The sequence below is a fragment of the Streptomyces lydicus genome (assembly GCF_004125265.1).
Classification (GTDB): Bacteria; Actinomycetota; Actinomycetes; order Streptomycetales; family Streptomycetaceae; genus Streptomyces; species Streptomyces lydicus_C.
On sequence record NZ_RDTE01000003.1, the window covers coordinates 1,872,585 to 1,890,988 of the forward strand.

21 protein-coding genes are annotated in these 18,404 nt (G+C 70.9%); all 21 read left to right on the plus strand.

Annotated features, from left to right (window positions below):
• The first annotated feature begins 35 nt into the window (after positions 1 to 35).
• Positions 36 to 488, plus strand: coding sequence for a DUF6238 family protein (locus D9V36_RS10890; protein ID WP_129293596.1), 453 nt, complete (start codon positions 36 to 38; stop codon positions 486 to 488).
• Positions 489 to 510: 22 nt separating this feature from the next.
• On the plus strand, positions 511 to 1,038 hold the full coding sequence (locus tag D9V36_RS10895; RefSeq protein ID WP_129293597.1) for a hypothetical protein: 528 nt from the start codon (positions 511 to 513) through the stop codon (positions 1,036 to 1,038).
• Positions 1,039 to 1,083: 45 nt separating this feature from the next.
• A complete protein-coding gene (locus D9V36_RS10900) occupies positions 1,084 to 2,598 on the plus strand; it encodes a VirB4 family type IV secretion system protein (RefSeq protein WP_129293598.1) in 1,515 nt (504 codons plus the stop codon).
• Between the two features lie 46 nt (positions 2,599 to 2,644).
• Positions 2,645 to 3,457, plus strand: a complete 813-nt coding sequence (locus D9V36_RS10905) for an HAD family hydrolase (protein WP_129293599.1) — start codon at positions 2,645 to 2,647, stop codon at positions 3,455 to 3,457.
• Between the two features lie 547 nt (positions 3,458 to 4,004).
• Positions 4,005 to 4,565 carry a hypothetical protein gene (locus D9V36_RS10910; RefSeq protein ID WP_241720808.1) on the plus strand — a complete coding sequence of 187 codons (561 nt, stop codon included), beginning with the start codon at positions 4,005 to 4,007 and terminating at the stop codon, positions 4,563 to 4,565.
• Positions 4,566 to 4,637: 72 nt separating this feature from the next.
• Positions 4,638 to 5,381, plus strand: coding sequence for a glycosyltransferase family 2 protein (locus tag D9V36_RS10915; RefSeq protein WP_129293600.1), 744 nt, complete (start codon positions 4,638 to 4,640; stop codon positions 5,379 to 5,381).
• 50 nt (positions 5,382 to 5,431) lie between these two features.
• The gene (locus D9V36_RS10920) at positions 5,432 to 6,241 is read left to right on the plus strand and encodes a DUF317 domain-containing protein (RefSeq protein ID WP_129293601.1); all 810 of its coding nucleotides are present in this window, start codon (positions 5,432 to 5,434) and stop codon (positions 6,239 to 6,241) included.
• 50 nt (positions 6,242 to 6,291) lie between these two features.
• Positions 6,292 to 7,476 carry a hypothetical protein gene (locus D9V36_RS10925; RefSeq protein ID WP_129293602.1) on the plus strand — a complete coding sequence of 395 codons (1,185 nt, stop codon included), beginning with the start codon at positions 6,292 to 6,294 and terminating at the stop codon, positions 7,474 to 7,476.
• A 17-nt stretch (positions 7,477 to 7,493) separates the two neighbouring features.
• Complete coding sequence (locus tag D9V36_RS10930) at positions 7,494 to 7,946, plus strand: hypothetical protein (protein WP_241720810.1); 453 nt, start codon at positions 7,494 to 7,496, stop codon at positions 7,944 to 7,946.
• 37 nt (positions 7,947 to 7,983) lie between these two features.
• Positions 7,984 to 9,234 (plus strand): MFS transporter, encoded by a 1,251-nt coding sequence (locus D9V36_RS10935; protein ID WP_129293603.1) that lies wholly within the window; start codon positions 7,984 to 7,986, stop codon positions 9,232 to 9,234.
• Between the two features lie 31 nt (positions 9,235 to 9,265).
• Complete coding sequence (locus D9V36_RS10940) at positions 9,266 to 9,694, plus strand: hypothetical protein (protein WP_129293604.1); 429 nt, start codon at positions 9,266 to 9,268, stop codon at positions 9,692 to 9,694.
• A gap of 284 nt (positions 9,695 to 9,978) precedes the next feature.
• Positions 9,979 to 10,200, plus strand: a complete 222-nt coding sequence (locus tag D9V36_RS10945) for a hypothetical protein (protein WP_129298333.1) — start codon at positions 9,979 to 9,981, stop codon at positions 10,198 to 10,200.
• Between the two features lie 192 nt (positions 10,201 to 10,392).
• On the plus strand, positions 10,393 to 11,511 hold the full coding sequence (locus D9V36_RS10950) for an AAA family ATPase (RefSeq protein ID WP_164993159.1): 1,119 nt from the start codon (positions 10,393 to 10,395) through the stop codon (positions 11,509 to 11,511).
• The gene (locus tag D9V36_RS10955; protein ID WP_129293606.1) at positions 11,508 to 13,307 is read left to right on the plus strand and encodes a hypothetical protein; all 1,800 of its coding nucleotides are present in this window, start codon (positions 11,508 to 11,510) and stop codon (positions 13,305 to 13,307) included. Before D9V36_RS10950 ends, D9V36_RS10955 begins: the two co-directional genes overlap by 4 nt.
• Before the next feature lie 141 nt (positions 13,308 to 13,448).
• Positions 13,449 to 14,000, plus strand: coding sequence for a hypothetical protein (locus tag D9V36_RS10960; RefSeq protein WP_129293607.1), 552 nt, complete (start codon positions 13,449 to 13,451; stop codon positions 13,998 to 14,000).
• Positions 14,001 to 14,101: 101 nt separating this feature from the next.
• Positions 14,102 to 14,524 (plus strand): hypothetical protein, encoded by a 423-nt coding sequence (locus tag D9V36_RS10965; protein WP_241720811.1) that lies wholly within the window; start codon positions 14,102 to 14,104, stop codon positions 14,522 to 14,524.
• Entirely contained in the window at positions 14,521 to 15,300 is a 780-nt protein-coding gene (locus D9V36_RS10970) for a hypothetical protein (protein WP_129293608.1), read from the plus strand. Before D9V36_RS10965 ends, D9V36_RS10970 begins: the two co-directional genes overlap by 4 nt.
• Complete coding sequence (locus D9V36_RS10975) at positions 15,297 to 16,211, plus strand: hypothetical protein (RefSeq protein WP_129293609.1); 915 nt, start codon at positions 15,297 to 15,299, stop codon at positions 16,209 to 16,211. The genes D9V36_RS10970 and D9V36_RS10975 overlap by 4 nt, the downstream gene beginning before the upstream one ends.
• Before the next feature lie 24 nt (positions 16,212 to 16,235).
• Positions 16,236 to 16,928, plus strand: coding sequence for a hypothetical protein (locus D9V36_RS10980; RefSeq protein ID WP_129293610.1), 693 nt, complete (start codon positions 16,236 to 16,238; stop codon positions 16,926 to 16,928).
• Between the two features lie 10 nt (positions 16,929 to 16,938).
• On the plus strand, positions 16,939 to 17,730 hold the full coding sequence (locus D9V36_RS10985; protein ID WP_129293611.1) for a hypothetical protein: 792 nt from the start codon (positions 16,939 to 16,941) through the stop codon (positions 17,728 to 17,730).
• On the plus strand, positions 17,727 to 18,404 hold the full coding sequence (locus tag D9V36_RS10990) for a hypothetical protein (protein ID WP_129293612.1): 678 nt from the start codon (positions 17,727 to 17,729) through the stop codon (positions 18,402 to 18,404). Before D9V36_RS10985 ends, D9V36_RS10990 begins: the two co-directional genes overlap by 4 nt.

The window sequence follows — 18,404 nt, forward strand, 5'->3', positions numbered from 1 at the left end:
CTTTGCCGTGACGCACGTCAAGAAGGACCCACCAGTTGACCCAACCTCTGCTTCCGTGTGACGGGCACCCTTATCTCCGTGCCGCCAGCGCCGGGATCCGGCACCACACCCGCGCCGCATCCGCATCGCCAGCCGATCGAGTCCATCTCGATGCGCTGCATGCGCACCTGACCACGCTGCACCAGTTCCTCGACCGGCTCAGCGAGGCCGCCCGACCGCCGCATCCCGCCGCCGGCCGACACCTCGCCACCGCGCACACACGGCTGTGGCAGGCCGCCGCCGCCGTGCACGACGCCTTCCACCTCCTGCCCGTGGCGGACGAAACCTCGGCAGAGACCGAGTGCCATCCCGAGCGGCTGCCCGAGGGACCGCCGGTCCTCACCATCTGCCAGCGCCACCTCGCCGCAGGTCACGTCATCCGCCGCAAGACCACCCCGAGCGACCTCAACACCCCGCTGCACGGCCACACCACCCCCTGCAGCCAGTAACCCCACCTCCGAAAGGCATCACATGCGCGCCCTGAAGCGTTCCACCTCCACCGCCGCCATCCTCGCCGCGGTCGCCGGCACCGCCGCCCTGGCCACCGCGACACCGGCCTCCGCCGCCAGCTACCACTGCACCACCAGCAGCTACACGGTCGACGACCCGTCGTTCAACCCCGACTCCGACAACTGGGACTTCGACGTGAAGCTGTGCGCCAAGCGGAGCGGCGGCTACGTCTACACCACGGCCAGGGTCAACTGGGACGGCCCCTACTCGGCCCCGAAGAACCGGTTCGCCACGGCACGCTTCCACCTGCAGACCAAGCGAAGCGTGAAGGGCACGGACCCGGTCGTGAAGTACGCCAACTACACCGGCCTGAAGCACGCGCTCGCACACAGCAGCAGCAACGGCAACGGCTCGTACGAAACTGGCACCCTCAAGCACCGGGCGGGCTCCAGCCGTTACCTCGCCGACGGCTACATCGAGCTGGACTGGGCGGGCGACGGCAAGGGCTACCGGAAGCCGCTGATCTTCCGCGCCTCCCCGCGCGTGTGACCCCGCACCGCGTCCAGACCGTCATCACGTGAAAGCCGCCCTGCCATAAGCCACCGCCCCGCGCGCCGCGCCCGCCGCGCCTCCGCCAGCCCCCTGTTCACCCCGCACGGCACGGACCGCGCCTCGCGGAAGACCGCCCGCCGGCACCTCGCCGAGGCGACCGCGAAGGCCCGTGTCGAAGCAGCCGCCCACGCCAGCAGCGCCGGCGCGCAGGAGCAGGAGATGCCGGCACCCCTCTTCCCGCCCGCGGGGCGACCGGGCCCCGCCTCCTCCCGCAACAACAAGCTCAAGCTGCCCGCCCACCGCATGACCACCGCCACCGTCGCGGGCGCATATCCGTTCCTCGCCGAGGGCGGGCTGGGCGCCGAGGGCATCTACATCGGCCGCGACGTCCACGCCGAAGCATCCTTCTGTTTCGACCCGTGGGCGCTATACGGCAAGGTCGAGGGCTTCACCAACCCGAACGTGGTCCTGGCGGGTGTGATCGGGCAGGGCAAGTCGGCACTGGCAAAGAGCTTCGCGCTGCGGTCGATCGCGTTCGGCTACCGGGTCTATGTGCCCTGCGATCCCAAGGGCGAATGGACCCCTGTGGCGCAGGCGTTGGGCGGCACCTCCATCGCGCTGGGGCCTGGTCTGCCCGGCCGACTGAACCCGCTGGACGCAGCCCCCAGGCCCGACAGTGTCTCCGAGGCGGACTGGGCGGGCGAGATCCGCAAGCGCCGACTGCTGCTGCTCGGCTCGCTGGCCCGCACCGTGCTCGGGCGGGACCTGCTGCCGATGGAGCACACCGGCCTCGATGTCGCTTTGGACGCTGTCGTCACCCGCGCCGTCGCGAGCAATTGCACCCCGCTGATCGGTGACATCGCCACCACCCTCAACAACCCCGACGAACTCGACCGGGTCGGCGGCATGATGTCCGGCCGTCTCGGTGACGCCTCCCGCGACCTGGCCCACGCGATGCGTCGCCTCGTGTCCGGTGACCTCGCCGGCATGTTCGACGCCCCGAGCACGGTGGCCTTCGACCCCAACTCGCCAATGCTGACCATCGATCTGTCCCGCCTGGGCGGAGCCGGTGACGACACCGCGCTGGTGCTGGCGATGACCTGCGCATCCGCGTGGATGGAGTCAGCACTCGCCGACCCGAACGGCGGCCGGCGCTGGATCGTCTACGACGAAGCCTGGCGTCTGATGCGCCACCCTGGCCTGCTGGCAAGGATGCAGTCCCAGTGGAAGCTCTCCCGCGGCCTGGGCATCGCGAACTTGATGGTGGTCCACAGGCTCAGCGACCTGCTAAGTGCCGGTGACATCGGATCCCGCGGACGCGCCCTCGCAGAAGGTCTGCTCGCCGACTGCTCCACCCGCATCATCTACCGGCAAGAAGCAGACCAACTCCACGCGGCAGCATCCCTCTTGGGCCTGACCTCAGTGGAGTCCGAAGCCCTCTCCCACCTGAACCGGGGCCGTGGGCTGTGGAAGGTTGCCGGGCGATCTTTCATCGTCCAGCACCACCTCCACCCCCGCGAAGCGCAGCTGTTCGACACCGACGCCCGAATGCACTGAAACTCCCGCAAGTTCGCAGATACCGGCGCCTGACGCCCTCTGACCTTTGAACGGAGCTGCCCTGATCGGCATCACACCCTCAACACCATCGCCCGGTGCCCACATCGTCTGGGACTGGAACGGCACCTTGAAGGACGATCTCGACGACCTGCTCGGCGCCATGAACTCCACCCTGGATCTGCTCGGCGAGCACCCCATCGACCGCAACGCCTACCAGACCCTGCATTGTGTGCCGATACCTGACTTCTATGCGCGGGTCCTCGGCCGTCCCCTGACCGACGATGAATGGGCAACGGCCGAAGGGGAGTTCATGCGCTTCCTCGGCCAGCGCCCGGTTCGGCTCCGCGACGGTGCAAAAGCGCTGCTCGCCCACCTCCGCGACAGCGGCTATAGCCAGTCGCTCCTCTCCCTCCTGCCTCACACCAGGCTGCTGGCGGAGACCGCCGAGTCCGGCGTCACGCACCTGTTCGACCGCATCGACGGACGCCGTGCGCCCGGCACGACCAAGGCCCAGGCACTTGTCACCCACCTGGAAGCGATGGGTCGGCCCCTCGACGGTCAGCATGAGGTCCTGCTGATCGGTGACACCCGCGACGATGCCCTCGCGGCCCGCACTGTCGGAGCCCATGTCGTCCTGGTCTCCGGCGGAATGGAGAATGCCGCGTCCCTCCACCAGGGCGGTGCCGCCGTTGCCGACAGCCTTGACCAAGCCGTCGCGCTGGGACTGCGTCTCGTACCCCCCGGCACCCGCGGCACAGCACTCACTACTAAATCCGGTACCCGCCAGCCCATTCCAGGCCCAGGCCCAGGCCCAGGCTGCGAGATCGATCGCCGAGGCGCCAGCCGGCGGTCGCATTGAAGCCCGGGCGAGAAGGCTTCATGCTGCCCGCGCACTACGGCGACGGCCGGCGGGTCCGCGCAACAGCTCAGCACCAACCCAGGCCCCGGCCGGTGACGTCCGGTCCTGAGGACGAGCCTCGCGTGCGGACCTCGCCAAGGTCAGATGGCGGACGATGGCCAGAGTCGTCGTCCGTTCGGTTCACCGAACCGGCACGTGTGTCAGGGGCCCAGCCGAGGCTTCAGGATTCCCGACAGAACCATGGATTCCCCCATCCCGTCGTAAACCCCCGCTGCGCTGAACCTGCAGGTCACCACCACGTGCCTGCGGGGATTGAACCCGCGGGAGTAGCAACAAAGAGGCTGGGACACCGATCCCCGCGTGCGGTTCCGCGACACCGCCAGCCTGTGGCGGCCCGACCAGCCGACCCCGGCCACCACGCCACCCCGCACCACCGTGCGTACCGCGCCGCCCACCGCCGCCCGGCCGACGCCGGCTTCGTCCCCATCGCTGCGTTCCCACTCGCGCTGACCCGTCCCCACTTCTGGAGCTTCATCTGTCCACCCGTGTGGTCATAGCCCGTCCCACCCCCACCGGCTTCGCCGGCATGTACGTCCACTTCGACGGCTCCCCCGGCAACAAACTCCCCCTCCTGCTGAGCGCCTACCAGTACCGCTTCAACCGGGACCTGGAGGCGATGAGCCGGCACCTCATCGACGACGTCCACATCGGCTGGGAGGAGCTGGGCACCGACCTTCTCGACGGCGCACCCACCGCCGTGCGCAGCGCCCTGACCGGCGGCGCGGAGTTCCCCAGCCGGCAGCTCACCGGCGTCTGCAACGCCGACGGCAGCCCGGCCGAGCGTGTACTGATCACGCAGGAGGGCACCGGCGACTTGGAATGGGCCTATGTCCTGCGCAGTCACGGCGTCGAAGTGATTGGCCTGCAGGAGTACGACCGCGGCCCCGTCGTCGGGTGGGACACCGACCCGCGCAGTCGCATCGTCCCCGATCCGGGCGCCTGGATCCCGTACTCCCGCGCCCCCATCGTGCCGCCGCGCAGCACCCCGCGGCTGTCCACCACCACCTCACCATCGGCGCCGGCGCCCAGCAAGACCGCCCTCCGATAGCCCTCGCGCCACCCCTACGTTCCCGACCGACGCCGCCCGGAGTACGCACTGTCCCCGCACCCTCACCCGCAGATCACCGTCGTCATCGCCACACAACTCCGCCCTGAGAGACTGGAGTTCCTTGCGGCCATGCACGCCAGCCTGTGCCGCCAGAGCGTCCCGTGGGAGGCGATCGTCGCCCTTGACGGCGTCGACCCGGCCCGGCTGCCAGCCTCGCTCGCCGCCGATTCGCGCGTGCGGGTTCTTGCCCTTCCGCGCCCGGTCGGTGCGGCCTGCGCTCGCAACTTCGCGCTCACCGAAGTGCGCACCCCGTACGTGAACTGGGCCGACGACGATGACATGTTCACCGATGAGGCCATGGCGCTGCGGCTGCGGACCCTGGAGGAGACCGGCGTGGGCTGGTGCGCCGGATACAGCCAGGACCTCCACGCCGACGGGACCACGACCCTGTGGGTGCCCCCGACACCACCGGGCCGGCACGAGGCCGGGGACGTGTGGCGGTACTGGAAGACCCCGGCCGACACCATCCCGCTCGGCCCAACCACCCTCCTCGCCCGTACCGACCTGGTGCGGGCGGCCCCCATGGGCGGTCTCATCCAGGGCGAGGACTACTGCTCCCTCGCGGTCACCAGCCTCGCTCCGGGAATCGTGCTGCCCGTCCCGGTCTACCAATACCGCAAGCACGCCGGGCAGATGACCGCGCAGGACTCCTACGACCAGTTGGAGACGAAGGCAAGGGTCTTCGCCCACCGGTTCGGCAGCAGCCTGCGCGCCGCGTCGCGCTCCGTGCTTGACCCCGATCCTTCCGTCACGTAGTTGCGGCGCTCCGCTCCCTGCGCCCTACTGCCCGCCCATCGAAAGCACCTATGTCCAATGATTCCGCCCAGGAGCGGCCCCGGGAGAAGGTCCTCATCTCTCCGCGCTATCTCGCCGCCAGCCACCCCACCGACCACAAGCAGCTGCTGGAGATCTTCGCCGAGGACTTCGAGTGGAGCGCACACACCGATGATTCGTCGCTGACCGTCATCAGCCCTTGCCGGCGCATCACCATCCGCCACGACCAAGCAGCCGTGGGCCAAGGCCCCCACCTGGTGATCTCGGCTCGCGCCGAAGAGGAAGCGCCCGAGCGGTGGCGGACGGACATCAACGGCAACGTGCCGATCGAGTCCGTCGTGGTGTTGATCGGCACCCTCGCAGCCGAACTGACCGCCGACCCTGACCACGTCATCTACGGCATCGGCGCCGAGCCCGGCCTGCTGGAGCTCTACGTCGACGCAGACACCTGGGACTACTTCGACGACTTCGGGCTCTCCGGATTCATCTCGCGTGACGGACACGCCGCCGTGGTCCGCCGTCGCCCGGACTCGACGGCGCCACCCATCCACGGAGACGCATCCATCACCTGGCACATGGCCGCTTCCCCGGACGCCCTCGGTCCCCTCTGGGACATCTCGTTCACGCAGAAGACACCGCCGTTCCTCACGCACGCGGTCGCAGCCGAAACTCTCGACGCTCAACCCACCTTGCGCTCCACGGCCTTCGCGTTCCCCGCCGCCCTCGCACCCCTGGTGACCATAGAGCGCGTCGCATCGCCGTCGCTCGGCCTGTCGGCGCAGCCGCCCCACGCCGGACCGCCGCAAAGCCCTGAGCCCAAGCGCACCCCGAAGACCCGCTGAGCCCGTCCGCCTGAACGCACCCTCCCGCGGCTCGACCCACCAGGACCTTGATGCCCAACCTTTCCGCCGAGATCACTCTCTCCACCAGCCGCACTCTGGGCCTGGTCGCCATCGCCTCGGGCGACCGGTACCAGCAGGCCAACCACGCACTGGCCGAAGCCGGATTCAGCCGCCAGCTCAACGGTGCGTACACCGCCTCGCTGTCCGACGCCCAGTCCGCCCGGCACACCGCCAGCGCCCTGCTGCACCGCGCTCATGAACACGGCGCCACCGTCATCGCCAGCACCCGGCCCTACCTCGGCGACTTCGGCACCGAGATCGCCGCCCAGCTGCCTGGCACGTGGAGCGCCGAGCTGGAGATCTACAGCCACCCGCTGTGGCAGGAAGACCTCTGGCCTGCGCTGTGGGAAGCCGACGAGATCCACCGCGCCATCGAAGATCACCGCATCCCGTTCGCGTCCGTGCTGAAGAACGGCACCGGCACGGAGCTGCTGCTGACCGAGCGGCCCGGCCACCCCAGCGGCTACCTCCTCGGCGCGCTCACCGACCACGAGAAGGAGGACGTCCGCAATGATCCCGCCACGCCGCGCAGCTTCGTGCTGCCTGCCGACCCCGGCCTTGCCGCGTCCGCCATCTCGCACACCTTCCTGCCCGCCTACCGTCGCGCCCTGCACAACCGGGACGTGAACAGCGTCCTGTCGGCGCTGGAACGCATCCGGGAAGAGCACCAGACACTCCAGGCGATCAAGGACTCCGGCCGCTACAGCGACGGGGTGCCGCTCAAGAACCCGCGCCTGCTCGCCGGTTTCGAACGGGACTTCGCCAACCAAGCCTGGCTCTCCTTCCACGACGTTCTCGAACACGCGCCGGGACTGCTCACCCGCTGCCGTCCCGCTGCCACTCCCTGGCCCGAAGATGCCGCGGCCCTCATCCGCCTGCGCGAGGCCGTCGCCAACAGCCAGGATGCCTGGAACCAGTGGAACGACCTGCGCCACGACCCGTGGGGGATCCCCCGGGCGCTGTCACACCACGAGTGGAGCCAGGTCCGCGGGCAGCTCGGCCTCGCCGTCCTGCCGGCCATCGAAGCATGGCTCGCCCATACCGACGTGTTCGAGCGCCAGGCCCGAGCCGCCGTGCCGGGCGGGGCGGCGGCACTGTCCGCGCCCAGCCCGCGGATGCTCGCCGCCCGCCCCGCGCTGCCGCCGTCTCCCCGCCCGGCGGCAGCGCACCGCTGACCGTTCACAGAAGGGACTTGCCTCTGTCTGACCACTTCCGCTTCGGCGCCCATCCTGCCCATGGCTTCGTGGCCGCCGCCACCGCGAACATCCCCGCGCACCTGGCCGACTGGTTTCTGGTCCGCGAACAGTTCGAGCCCGTCCCCGGCACCCCGGGCTTGTACCGGCTCACCCGCCCCGAGCAGGACGGCATCCGTCGTACCCGACAGGCCGTTCACGACCTTCGCCGCCACGGCTATGAAGTCCAGGCCGACTACGCCCTCGCCCCCGGCCGCAGTGCCGGTCCGCCGCAGCCAGTGGCGCGTAACGGGTTGATGGAGCGCCGCAACCGCGTCGCCCAGGCAGCGGCCACACGCTCCCCGCACCAGCGCACCGTCGGCCCGGCCGAGCGGCCCTCCTTCCCGGCAATCGCCACCGTCACGCCGCCGAGACCACCGGCAGCTGCCACCGCTGGTGGCCGGACCCGCTGACAGCTCGCCACTAAAGCCTCCACCGGAAAGCACCCCCGTGTTGACTCCCCACACCGGCCGGCCACCGGCCCGCCGCGGCTCCCGGCCGCTGCTCACCGAGCGGCACGTCGCCCGACTTCTGCTGGGCACCCTGACCGGGCGGCTGCCCAACGGCATGGCCCCCGTCGCGATCCTCCTCCTGGTCACCGAGCAGGGCGGATCCCTCGCGACGGGCGGGCTGTTGTGCGCGCTGTACGGGCTGGCCAGCGCCATCGGCCAGCCCGTCCTGGGGCGGATGGTCGACCGGCGCGGACAGACCGGCGTCACGTCCGCCGCCGTCCTGATCACCACGGTCTGCCTCCTGCTGCTGCCGTACGTCGACGCCGGCACCCAGCCGACGCTCGCCGCCACCCTGGTCGTCGGCGCGGGGCTGAGCACACCCCCGCTGGAGGCGAACCTGCGCGCACTGTGGAGCACCGTGCTGCCCGACCCGGAGCGCCGGCGCGCCGCCCTCGCGCTCGACACCGGCGCCCAAGGTCTGATCTACGTCGCCGGACCGCCGCTGGTCGCCACGGTGTCCGCTCTGCACGGTGCTGGCGCCGCTATGGCGGTCACCGCGGCGCTTGGACTGGTAGGGGCGGCCATGGTGCTCAGCTCCGCCCCGTCCAGAACGTGGCGGCCCGCCGCCTCGCGTGCTGGCGGGTTCTTCGGACCGCTGCACCACGGCGGGCTGCGGATGCTGCTTCTCGCCGTCGGCGGTGTCGGCTTCGCCTTGGGCGCGATGAACGTGTGGGCCGTAGCCGTGGCCGACCGCCACGACAGCCCCCTGCTGTCCGGGCTGATCCCCGCCGCGCTGTCCACCGGCAGCCTCATCGGCGGCATCCTGTACGGTCGGCGCCACTGGCTCGGCCACCTGCGGGGCCAACTCCTCACCGCAGCGACGTTGTTCACCCTCGCCTGGGTGCCACTCGCCGCGAACCCGCCGCCCCTGGCAGCGACCGCGCTCACCGCGTCGCCAGGCGTCTTCCTCACCGCACTGATCACCAGCGCCTTCCTGATGGTGGATGCGCTCGCTCCCGTCGGCACCACCACCGAGGCATACGCCTGGCTGATCGCCGCGGTCGGCACCGGCCAGGCCGTCGGAACCTCTCTGGCCGGGCTCTGTGCCGGACAGACCGCGATCGGCGCCGTCCTCCCGGCAGTCGGTGCCGCCTTCACCCTGGCCGTCCTGGTCGGCGCCCGACAGCGCCTGTCCATCACTGGCAGCACGGCCGGTCGCGGCCGTCACCGCCGCCCCCGCATCGCCTAACACCCAACCACTGCTGAAAGGCCCTCGTGTCATGCCCCGCTCGACCGCACCCGCCTGGAACTGCCACAACGACGCCTGCCCGATCTGCACCGCGCCAGGGCGCGACGAGATGACCCTGCTGCGCTGCGCCCTCCTCACGCTGCTGGAACACGGACGCTGGATGGCCGCCGACGAGATCCCCCTGCCCGAGGTCCTCTCTGCCGGCGGCGACTACCTGAGCCGTCTGGCCGTCGGCGATGCCAGCACCCCGGTGCCCGCCCCCGAGCACTGGCCCTGGCTCGAAGCCGAGCTGCGCCTGGCCGTCGCCCGCGCCGCCGGACTGGATGCCGTCAGCACCCTCGACCCGCGCATCGACGCCGTCCTGGCCACCGCCGCACGCCGCACGTGGCGGCGCCAGGTGGACCTGCTCGACCTCGCCGCCGAGCAGCTCACCGAGCGCCACACACGCCCCACCATCTGAATCCACCGGCACCCGTGCCGTACCCCGACACAAGCAGATCCCGTACATGGCTGTTGTTGGTACACCCGGCTATCAGAACGTGCGGAAAGGCGGGTCAGGTAGCTGCGGGGCGGTGAGGCCCGCCCTGGAGCATGTCGGCAGTCATTGCCCATCGTTCGTGGTCCAGCCACGCACCGTTGATGTGCTGGAAGCTCCGGGCCCGCCTCGCCTTCGCCCAACACACCCACCGCTTTCCTGCCACCACCGATAGGAGATCTGCCTTGCCCGAACCAGCAGAGCCGTTCATGACGATCCGGCACACCATCACCGGCGAGATCACCACCACCGGCTACAACACCGCCGCCCGGCGGATCCTGCTCCAGGCCGGCTTCGACGAGACGCCAGGCTGCGCCTGCCGAGCGACGGAACCCGGTACGGAGCGGACGCACGGGCCTGCTCGCCAGCCAGCGAGCTGCTCGTCGCCGGCCATCCCCTGCACCTGGACCGAACCCTCGGTCGGCCGGTGAGCGCCGACGGTACGCCCCGGTTGGCCCGGTCGCCGATATCGGCACAGTCCGTGATCCGCTCCGAGAGCGGCCAGCCTCTCCAGCGCATCGCCAACCCCGCCCGCACCCACACCTGTTGAAGGGCTCTCATTGACCACACCCGGAACGCCTACCAGTCCAGCGCGGACCAAGGGCGGCGAACTACGGGCCAAGGTGGCCCGACTGCTGGCCGACCGGCCGGCGGACACGCTCACCATCGGGGACATGGCCAGGCAGCTGGGCCACTCCCACGGCGCCGTCCGTAACGCCGCCCTCACCCTGGTTCGACGCGGCGAGGCCGACCAAAGCGGGACCGGACAACCGGAGTTCCGCGCGAACGCGAAAACCGCCGCAGCCGCGCAGACCGCTGTGATCAGCCCACCGGGCACCCACTCTCCCCGCGCCCAGGCGGCCACGGCCCACACGACCATTCCCGCAGCAGCCACGCCCAGGCAGACCGGCCCGATCCGCCGCGCGGGGGGCCAGCTCTACCACCCCCGGGAGCTGGCCGATCTGCCCGACGTCGAGGCGCTGAATCGCTTGCGCGACGCCGACGTGCCGGTGCTGCTCTACGGCCCTCCGGGCACCGGCAAGACGAGTCTGGTCGAGGCGGCGTTCCCGGACCTGCTCACCGTCGCCGGTGACGGCGACACCACGGTCGGCGACTTGATCGGCGAGTACACACAGGCCGACAGCGGAGGTTACGTCTTCCAGTACGGTCCGCTGGTCACCGCGATGACCGAGGGCCGCGCCCTGCTGATCGACGACGCCACCTTGATCTCACCGAAGGTGTTGGCGGCGTTGTATCCCGCGATGGACGGGCGCCGGCAGATCCAGGTCAAGGCCCACACGGGCGAGACCATCAAGGCCGAGCCGGGCTTCTACGTGGTGGCGGGCCACAATCCCGGCGTCCACGGGGCGGTGTTGACGGAGGCGCTCGCGAGCCGGTTCAGCGTGCAGATCCAGATCGGCACGGACTATGACCTCGCCCTGGCGCTGAGGATCGATGCCCGGGTGGTCCGGGTCGCCCGACACCTCGCCCAGCAGGTCGAACTCGGCGAGCTGGGCTGGGCCCCCCAACTGCGAGAGCTGCTCAGCTACCAGAAGACCGAGGCCGTCCTCGGCACCAAGGCCGCGCTCGCGAACCTCGTCGGCATCGCTCCTGTGGAGGATCGCGACGCCGTCGCCGCCGCCGTCATCAAGACTGCCGGCGTCAAGAAGATCGCGCCCCTCACCCTCGGCAAGCAGCTCCCGGGCAGCACCGGCTCCGCACACCGGGGCCGCTCGCGATGAGCGCCCACCACCACGTCCAGTCTCATGCCACCACGCCGGACGACGACGCCGACCTCGCGCGATGGGACGACGACGGCGCCCCGCCCGCGCAACCCCGTTCCTCCCCTGCCGCGTGGCTGCGCGTGGGAGCCGAACTCGGCGACCGGCTCGTCGCCCTCTCCGGCCGCCAAGACCTCCTCGTCACCTGCCGCCCCGGCACGCGCAGCGGCGCACCGGCCGCGTTCTTCCCCACTCTGGGCGAGGTCGAGTTCGACGCCGGCCTGTTCGCCCCCCTCCAGCCCCACGAGATCAATCCGCGGATCGTGGGCGACGAGGACCGGTATCCCGCCGCCTGGGGAGTGTTCGTCCACGAGGCCGCGCACGCGGCCCACTCCGTCTGGACGGAGCCTGCCGGAGCGAACCCCCGTGTCGTCGAGGCCGCGCTCCTGCTGGAGGAGAGCCGTGTCGAAGGCGCACACCTGATCACGCGGCCCACGGACCGCACGTACCTGCGCACCAGTGCCCGAACCCTGGTCATGCCCGACATCGCCCACCCCACCCTCCAGGGCATCGAGCACGCCGCCGCCGTGGCGGCCCTGATCCTCGGCCGCCGTGACGTCGGCATCCTGGACGCCGGCGAGACCCGGGCCGTCGCCGATCTGTGCGAAAAGGTGCTGGGCGCAGACCTGTTGGCCACCCTCACCCGCATCTGGACCGCAGCCCACCAGTGCGCCGACCACGACGCCACGACCATGCTCGCGCACGCCCACGAATGGTGCGACGCTCTGGACACCGCGGCCCCCGCCCTGCCCGTGCCGGAGAACCTCACTGATCTGCTGTCCGGCGCCGTGGGGGTCGTCATGGACAGCGCGGCTGCCACCGACGCCGCCGACCTCGCGGCACAGGCCGCAGCGACCAACGCCATGGCCGCGCAGTCCAAGGCGCAGGCACAGGACCGCGCCCAGCGGGCCGGCCAGCGACGCAAAGCCGCCGCCACCGCCAAGTCGGTCTTCAACGCCCGTGGCACCACCGTCGACCCCGACGGCACACCGGCGTCCTACGGCAACCCGGTCACCGGCACCCGCAGGCCCACGGCCGCCGAGCAGAGTGCCGCCGCGCGCCTGAGCCGCGCCCTGCGCGCCGCCGCATACCGCGAGCGGACCGAGGAGCGGACCACCAGCCCCACCCCGCCCGGCCGCCTCAACATGCGCGCGGCCCTCGCCCGCGACGCCCAGCGCGCGGCCGGGTCGGTCCCCACCGCGGAACCGTTCACCCACACCCGCCGCCGGAACTCCCCCACCCCGCCGTTGCGGGTGGGGATCGCCGTCGACGTCTCCGGCTCCATGCGTGCCGCCTGCGCGCCCGTCGCGTCCGCCGCCTGGATCGTGGCACGCGCAGCAGCCCTGACCGACCCCGACTCCCTCACCGCCACCATCGCCTACGACACGCACCTGACCGCCTTGACCCGACCCACCCACCGGGCACCGGAGCGCGTGACAACGTTCGGCGCCAACGGCAGCAGTCACAACCTCGCCAACGCCCTGGACGCCCTCGACCACGGCCTCGAACTCAGCCGCCCCGGCGCCGGCCGCCTCCTCGTGATCGTCACCGACGCCATCTACACCCCCGACGAAACCGCTCAAGCCGTCACCCGCGTCAAGCAGCTCACGACCGCCGGCTGCGCCGTACTCCAGCTCACCCTCACCGCGGAGTCCCGCCACGTGCCGGGGACCACCTTGCTGCACCTGCCCCAGCCCTCCAGCGCTCCCGTCGCCATCGCCACGGCGGCCACAGACGCCATCCGCAGGACACGCTGAGACGACGCAGAAGGCGGAAGCGTCCCCGAGACCACCGCCACGCACTCCAGACCACCTCCGTCCGCCGCATGAACCGTGCTTCTGATGCACGACCCTCCGCAACGACGCAGGCCCCCCAACCGCCAACGAAAGGCACTCGATTTGAAGCCCCAGACCAGCCCGACCTCGAACGTAACGCCCATCAAACGGAATTCCCCGGGGGTCCGGAAGACCTGGACCGTTGTCCACAGCTGTGGAGACGAAGTTAAGCACGACCTTTCTCACCGTCCCGCCGACCGGCGGGCAGGATTTGCCCGCTGGCTCCAAGGGCGCGCATGCACCGACTGCTGGAAGGCCGATCGCGACTCCGACACGCAGTCCAAGGAGGCGTGGCTGGCTGCCAAGCGCGCCGAGGAGCAGCAGGCCGCTTCCGAGTGGGCCGAGCAGTTCGACATGCCGCCGCTCGAAGGGCCGGAGCGAGCCCTGGACTGGGGTGAGCGTTCCCGCCACCAGCTCGTCACCACTGCGTACAGCGCGCTGGTGAGCGAGGGGACCTGGGACGAGGCCGACTGGGCCGTCCTGGAGGACAAGATCCGCACCGTGACCCGAGTCGGTTGGTGGATCGATCAGCGCGACGCCGGGGGCTGTGACCTGCCCGAACTCCTGGACGCAGCCACGTCCGACGACACTGGAACGGAGAACCCGTTCCGGTAGGACGCGGGGCTTATACCCGACGATCCCCGGTTACCGAAACCGGGGATTCTCCGGATCCTTGTTTCTCCCACCGCCTCCCCGCCCTCGTGGAAGGAACCGCTGTGCCCACCCCCATCTCCCGACCGCCCTACGTTCCGGGCGATGTCCTGACCCCTGAGCGGGACATCACCCACCGGCATTTCCGTCCCGGCGACCAGGTCGCCGTCTTCAAGGGCGTGGCCGGCCGGAAGCTGTGGGGCGACTCCTTCAAGGTGGTTACCTCCTCCTGGCACACTCCGACCGACGAGGACGGCTGGCGCCTGCTCGATCCGAACGGTGGCGAGCGTTCGTACATCACCGCCCACCCCCGCTACCTCGTCCATCTCTCCCGCCGGTGCGCCGACTGCCTGATCTACCTGCGGGCGCTGGAGGACTACCTGCTGCCGCAGCTCTCCACCGCGGGTGACGTGGTCGACTGCGGCTGGTACTCGCTCACCCACCTCAACCAGCTCGTGCACGTCAACGACGCCCGGGGGGACCGGTGACTCCCTTCGCCCGTCGCACGGACCGGTCTCTGGCCCTGCTGCGTGCCAAGGACCGCGCCGCTACGGCTGCCGCAGGGGACCAGTGGCCGGGTCGGCTGGCCGCCGACCTTCGTGAACTCGACGCCACCTGGCAGGAGTCCGCTGAGGTGTGCGCCAGCGCCGCGTGGGCAGCCCGTGCCGCGGGCCGCAGTGTGCTGGAACTCCTGCGACCCGATGCGGTCACCGGCCACGGACCCGATGCGGCCACCAGCCGTACCTGCCGGCATCTGTATCTGAACGGCCTACGTTACGACTTCCGCTGCCGCACCATCGAGTCCCTCGTCACCCAGGTGCCGCCCAGCGCGCTGAGCCCCGACCCCTACAGCCGGGCCCTGTACGCCTTCTCCCTCCTGGGCCAGTCCCGGGCCAAGGGCCTCGACCTCATGCAGCAAGTCCTCGCCGACGCAGGCGACCACTCCAGTACGTTGCACGTGCTGCTCCACGGCCTCTGGCTCGGCCACAGCCTCCCAGGCCGCGCGGAGCACATGCTGGCGATCACCGCCCGGCCGCCGTTCGCCCCCCGCACCGACCCCATCGCGCTCTTCCGTGAAGCCGGCGCCCTGCGGCAACTCGGCCGGTACGAAGCCGCGCTGGCAACCATCGACGACGCACTGGACGTGCTGCCGCCCGGCGACGTTTCGGTGCACGCCGATCTCGTCCGCGAACGCTCCCTGATCGCCGCCTCCCACGACCTGCACGCGCTCGCAGGCCGTCACCTGGAAAGAACACCGACGTGATCCCCCGCGTATACCCCCGAGTCAGCGACGTCACCGAAGCCCTCGCCGAAGCGCTCGACCGTTCCGTCAGTGACACGGACGGGCTGACCGGCCACACCGTCGTCGCCTACTGGACAGAACTCGGCTCCTACACCCAGGACGATGAACAGGAGACGTGGACATCCGCCCAGTGGGCCCAGCACCTCCACGATCCACTGCTGGACGCGCAGTACGCCGCCAGCCCGCAGGGCAACCAGCAGGCGATCTTCCACGCCAGTGTCCGGCTCCACCCCGACGACCGTGACCTCAGTGGTGCAGAGTGGGCCGAGGTCGCCCACCGTCTCGCCCGCGCAGCCGGCATCCAGAAGCCGGGCGACAAGATCGGCTGTCACTGGGTCGCCGTTCAGGGCCAGCCCGGGCGTCTGGACCTGATCGCCAACCTCATCCGCGGCGACGGCACCCAGCAGCGTCAGGGCCCACAGCTGCCGCGGCGGCTGATGGAGGAAGCCCGGCGCATCGAGGCCGAGCTGGGCCTCATCTCGCCCCGAACCAGCCCGGATCCGCAGCAGGCCATCCAGCAGGCCCGCTTCGCTGAGCGCGCCACCCAGCAGACGGACACTGCCGATGCCACCGCGCAACTCGCCGCACTGCTGCGGCAGCTCGCCGCCGAGCGCACCGGGCCTCTGTCCACCGTGCGCGGCCTCGTCGAACAGGTGGCCCACCGGCTCGACCACCTGCCCGGCCCCGACGGCCCCGATGGTGCACACCAGCTGGAGCTGATCGCTCGACGGCTGTACGGCATCCAGCAGGATCTCGACGCCACGGCCGCCGGTCTGCTGGCCGTCACCCCGCCTGGTCGCGCACGCCGCACACCTCATGCGATGCGGGCGACCGCCGCGCCCGCATCGCCCGGATCCGGGCTTGCCCGCTGACCCTCCAGACAGAAAGGACCCTTCTTGGCTCTGGCAGACCGCCAGTTGACCCTCCGGCATGACGACTCCGGGGAGGTCCTCGCCCGCGGGGGCGACCCCGAGGCGCACAGCATCCTGGAACGCACCGCGTTCGTTCCCATCGCCCGCCCCCACGACCGCTACCACCGGCTTCCCACCGGCCTCGACAAGGGCGAAGAGATCCGCCTCGCCACCCGGGCCGTCGCCCGCCTTCGCGCCGTCCAGTACCACGTCGACTGCGACGACGCCTTCGACACCAGCCTGCGCGAGCCGCACTACCTCTCCCTCGGCGCCCAGGTCGCGCACCTCGCCGCCCACATCCGGGAGGCAACCACCACCGAGGACGTCGCCGAGGTCCTCGCCGAGCTGACCGCCTCTCACGACGGCATCCTGGCCGCCCTGGACGAAGTCCTCACCGCCACAGCGGACTTCTACCAGCATCTCGGCCAGGGCGCCGACCCGCACTACGCGAACCGGCTGCGCTTCCTGGCCAGCGAGCGCCTGGGAGTCATCGCCTCTGACCTGCAACACACACGCACCGAACTCGCCGACCGCCACCAGGCCCACCCCCACCGCACCGCCTGCAGCGGCGAAGTTCCACCCGACGAAAACGAAGCGTCCGCCATCTGCGCCTGCCCGCCTGCGCCCCGCATCGCCGCCGCGCCCCCTTCCCTCACGGCGGCCGGACGCCGGCGCTGACCCTGCCCCCTTGCACGAGGAGACCATGCACGACCTGCCCGAACTGAGAGACCCCCGCGATCTGGAGTCGTTCGCCACCGCACTGGCCGACGAACTCCCCGGCCAGTGGCGAAGTGAATACCACCGGCACGCGCAGTACAGCGACCAGTTCCCCCTCGCCGAAGACGTCTGGGACATGAACATGGTCTCCGGCGCCATCGCCGACATCGTCCTGGAGCACGACGCCGTGCTGACCCACGACGACGGCACCCGCCTGTATGTCATCGGCCGCCCACGCCACAGCGACGAGTACCTCGTCGCCGCCATGGCCCCGCCGGGATTCGCCCCCGAAGCTTTTCGCAGCGTGCGGGAGCCGGACGGCATCGCCGTCCCCGACGACCCCTTCCGCGCGGCGGACGACACCACGGTCGACCTGCTGCCCCGCTACGACAAGGCGCTCGCCCAGGTCCGGCACAACGCCGCCCACCCCGCACCGCCCCCGCAGGCAACCGCACCCGCACCGGAACGCGTCGTGATGACGTGGTTCGGCGACGGGCTCCTGGCCGCGAAGTCCGAAAGCCAGGAGGCCGCCACAGCCTTGCACTCCAGCGGCTTCACCTGGGACCCCCGCGAAATGGCCTTCGTACTGCCCGGCGATGACACTGCCCACCAGGCCCGCTGTGTCCGCGAGGCCGGAGAACGGCTCGCGGACCACGACATCGGTGTCATCATGCGCCACCCGCCGTCCCGGCCGGCGCTGGAGACCACCACGGCTGCCTCGCCCGTCCCCAGCCGTGGTCAACCGGCCGGCCGAAGTCGATGAGCGCCGACGGCGAGGAGCCGCGGTTCTCCGTCCTGGAGTACGTCACCATCACGCGCGATCCGGGCACCCAGCTCGTGGTCGCGATCGGCGGCACCGACCGCGCGGCGGGGATACTGCAGACCACCGGCGGTTTCGTCTCCGCTCCCGGCCCGCGCGGCCCCTACCACCGGCAGCCGCATTCGCTGCCCGTCGACCAACAGCGTGCCGGCGCCACCGCGGCAGCCCACGCGCTTCTGCTGGCCGGAGTCAGCGTCCACCTCGACCCGTCACTCAACACCCTCACCGCCCCCGGGGGAGACCGGCAGGCCGCGCAGTGCTACCTCGACCAGCTCACCGAACGTGCCCATGTGGCCGTCGATGACCGCGAGGTCGCTACGGTGCTGGCCGAGATCGCCGCCCCGCACGAGGGACTGTTGCCGCGGTTGGTGCAGGCCCTGATCGGCACATGGGCGACATGGACCCAGCGCGCCGAAGCCGCGGGCGAGGACCCGGCCCTGGCCGAGGAGCTGATGGACACCACCAGCGCTCTGGCCCGTCATTCCTGGCAGATCCAGCAGATCCGCGACGACGCCACGCGTGCCCGCCCCTCGGCACTGCGCGCTCCCACAGCCGCCCCGGCTCAGCCCACGGCCGCGGTACGACTGGCGAAACGATCTGCCACGAGAGGAGTTTGA

Bases quoted from the DNA above. Each gene is read 5' to 3' on its own strand.
- D9V36_RS10955 (WP_129293606.1), top strand. From the start codon at position 11,508: ATGAGCGCCCACCACCACGTCCAGTCTCATGCCACCACGCCGGACGAC.
- D9V36_RS10895 (WP_129293597.1), top strand. From the start codon at position 511: ATGCGCGCCCTGAAGCGTTCCACCTCCACCGCCGCCATCCTCGCCGCG.
- D9V36_RS10925 (WP_129293602.1), top strand. From the start codon at position 6,292: ATGCCCAACCTTTCCGCCGAGATCACTCTCTCCACCAGCCGCACTCTG.
- D9V36_RS10940 (WP_129293604.1), top strand. From the start codon at position 9,266: ATGCCCCGCTCGACCGCACCCGCCTGGAACTGCCACAACGACGCCTGC.
- D9V36_RS10990 (WP_129293612.1), top strand. From the start codon at position 17,727: ATGAGCGCCGACGGCGAGGAGCCGCGGTTCTCCGTCCTGGAGTACGTC.
- D9V36_RS10920 (WP_129293601.1), top strand. From the start codon at position 5,432: ATGTCCAATGATTCCGCCCAGGAGCGGCCCCGGGAGAAGGTCCTCATC.
- D9V36_RS10945 (WP_129298333.1), top strand. From the start codon at position 9,979: ATGACGATCCGGCACACCATCACCGGCGAGATCACCACCACCGGCTAC.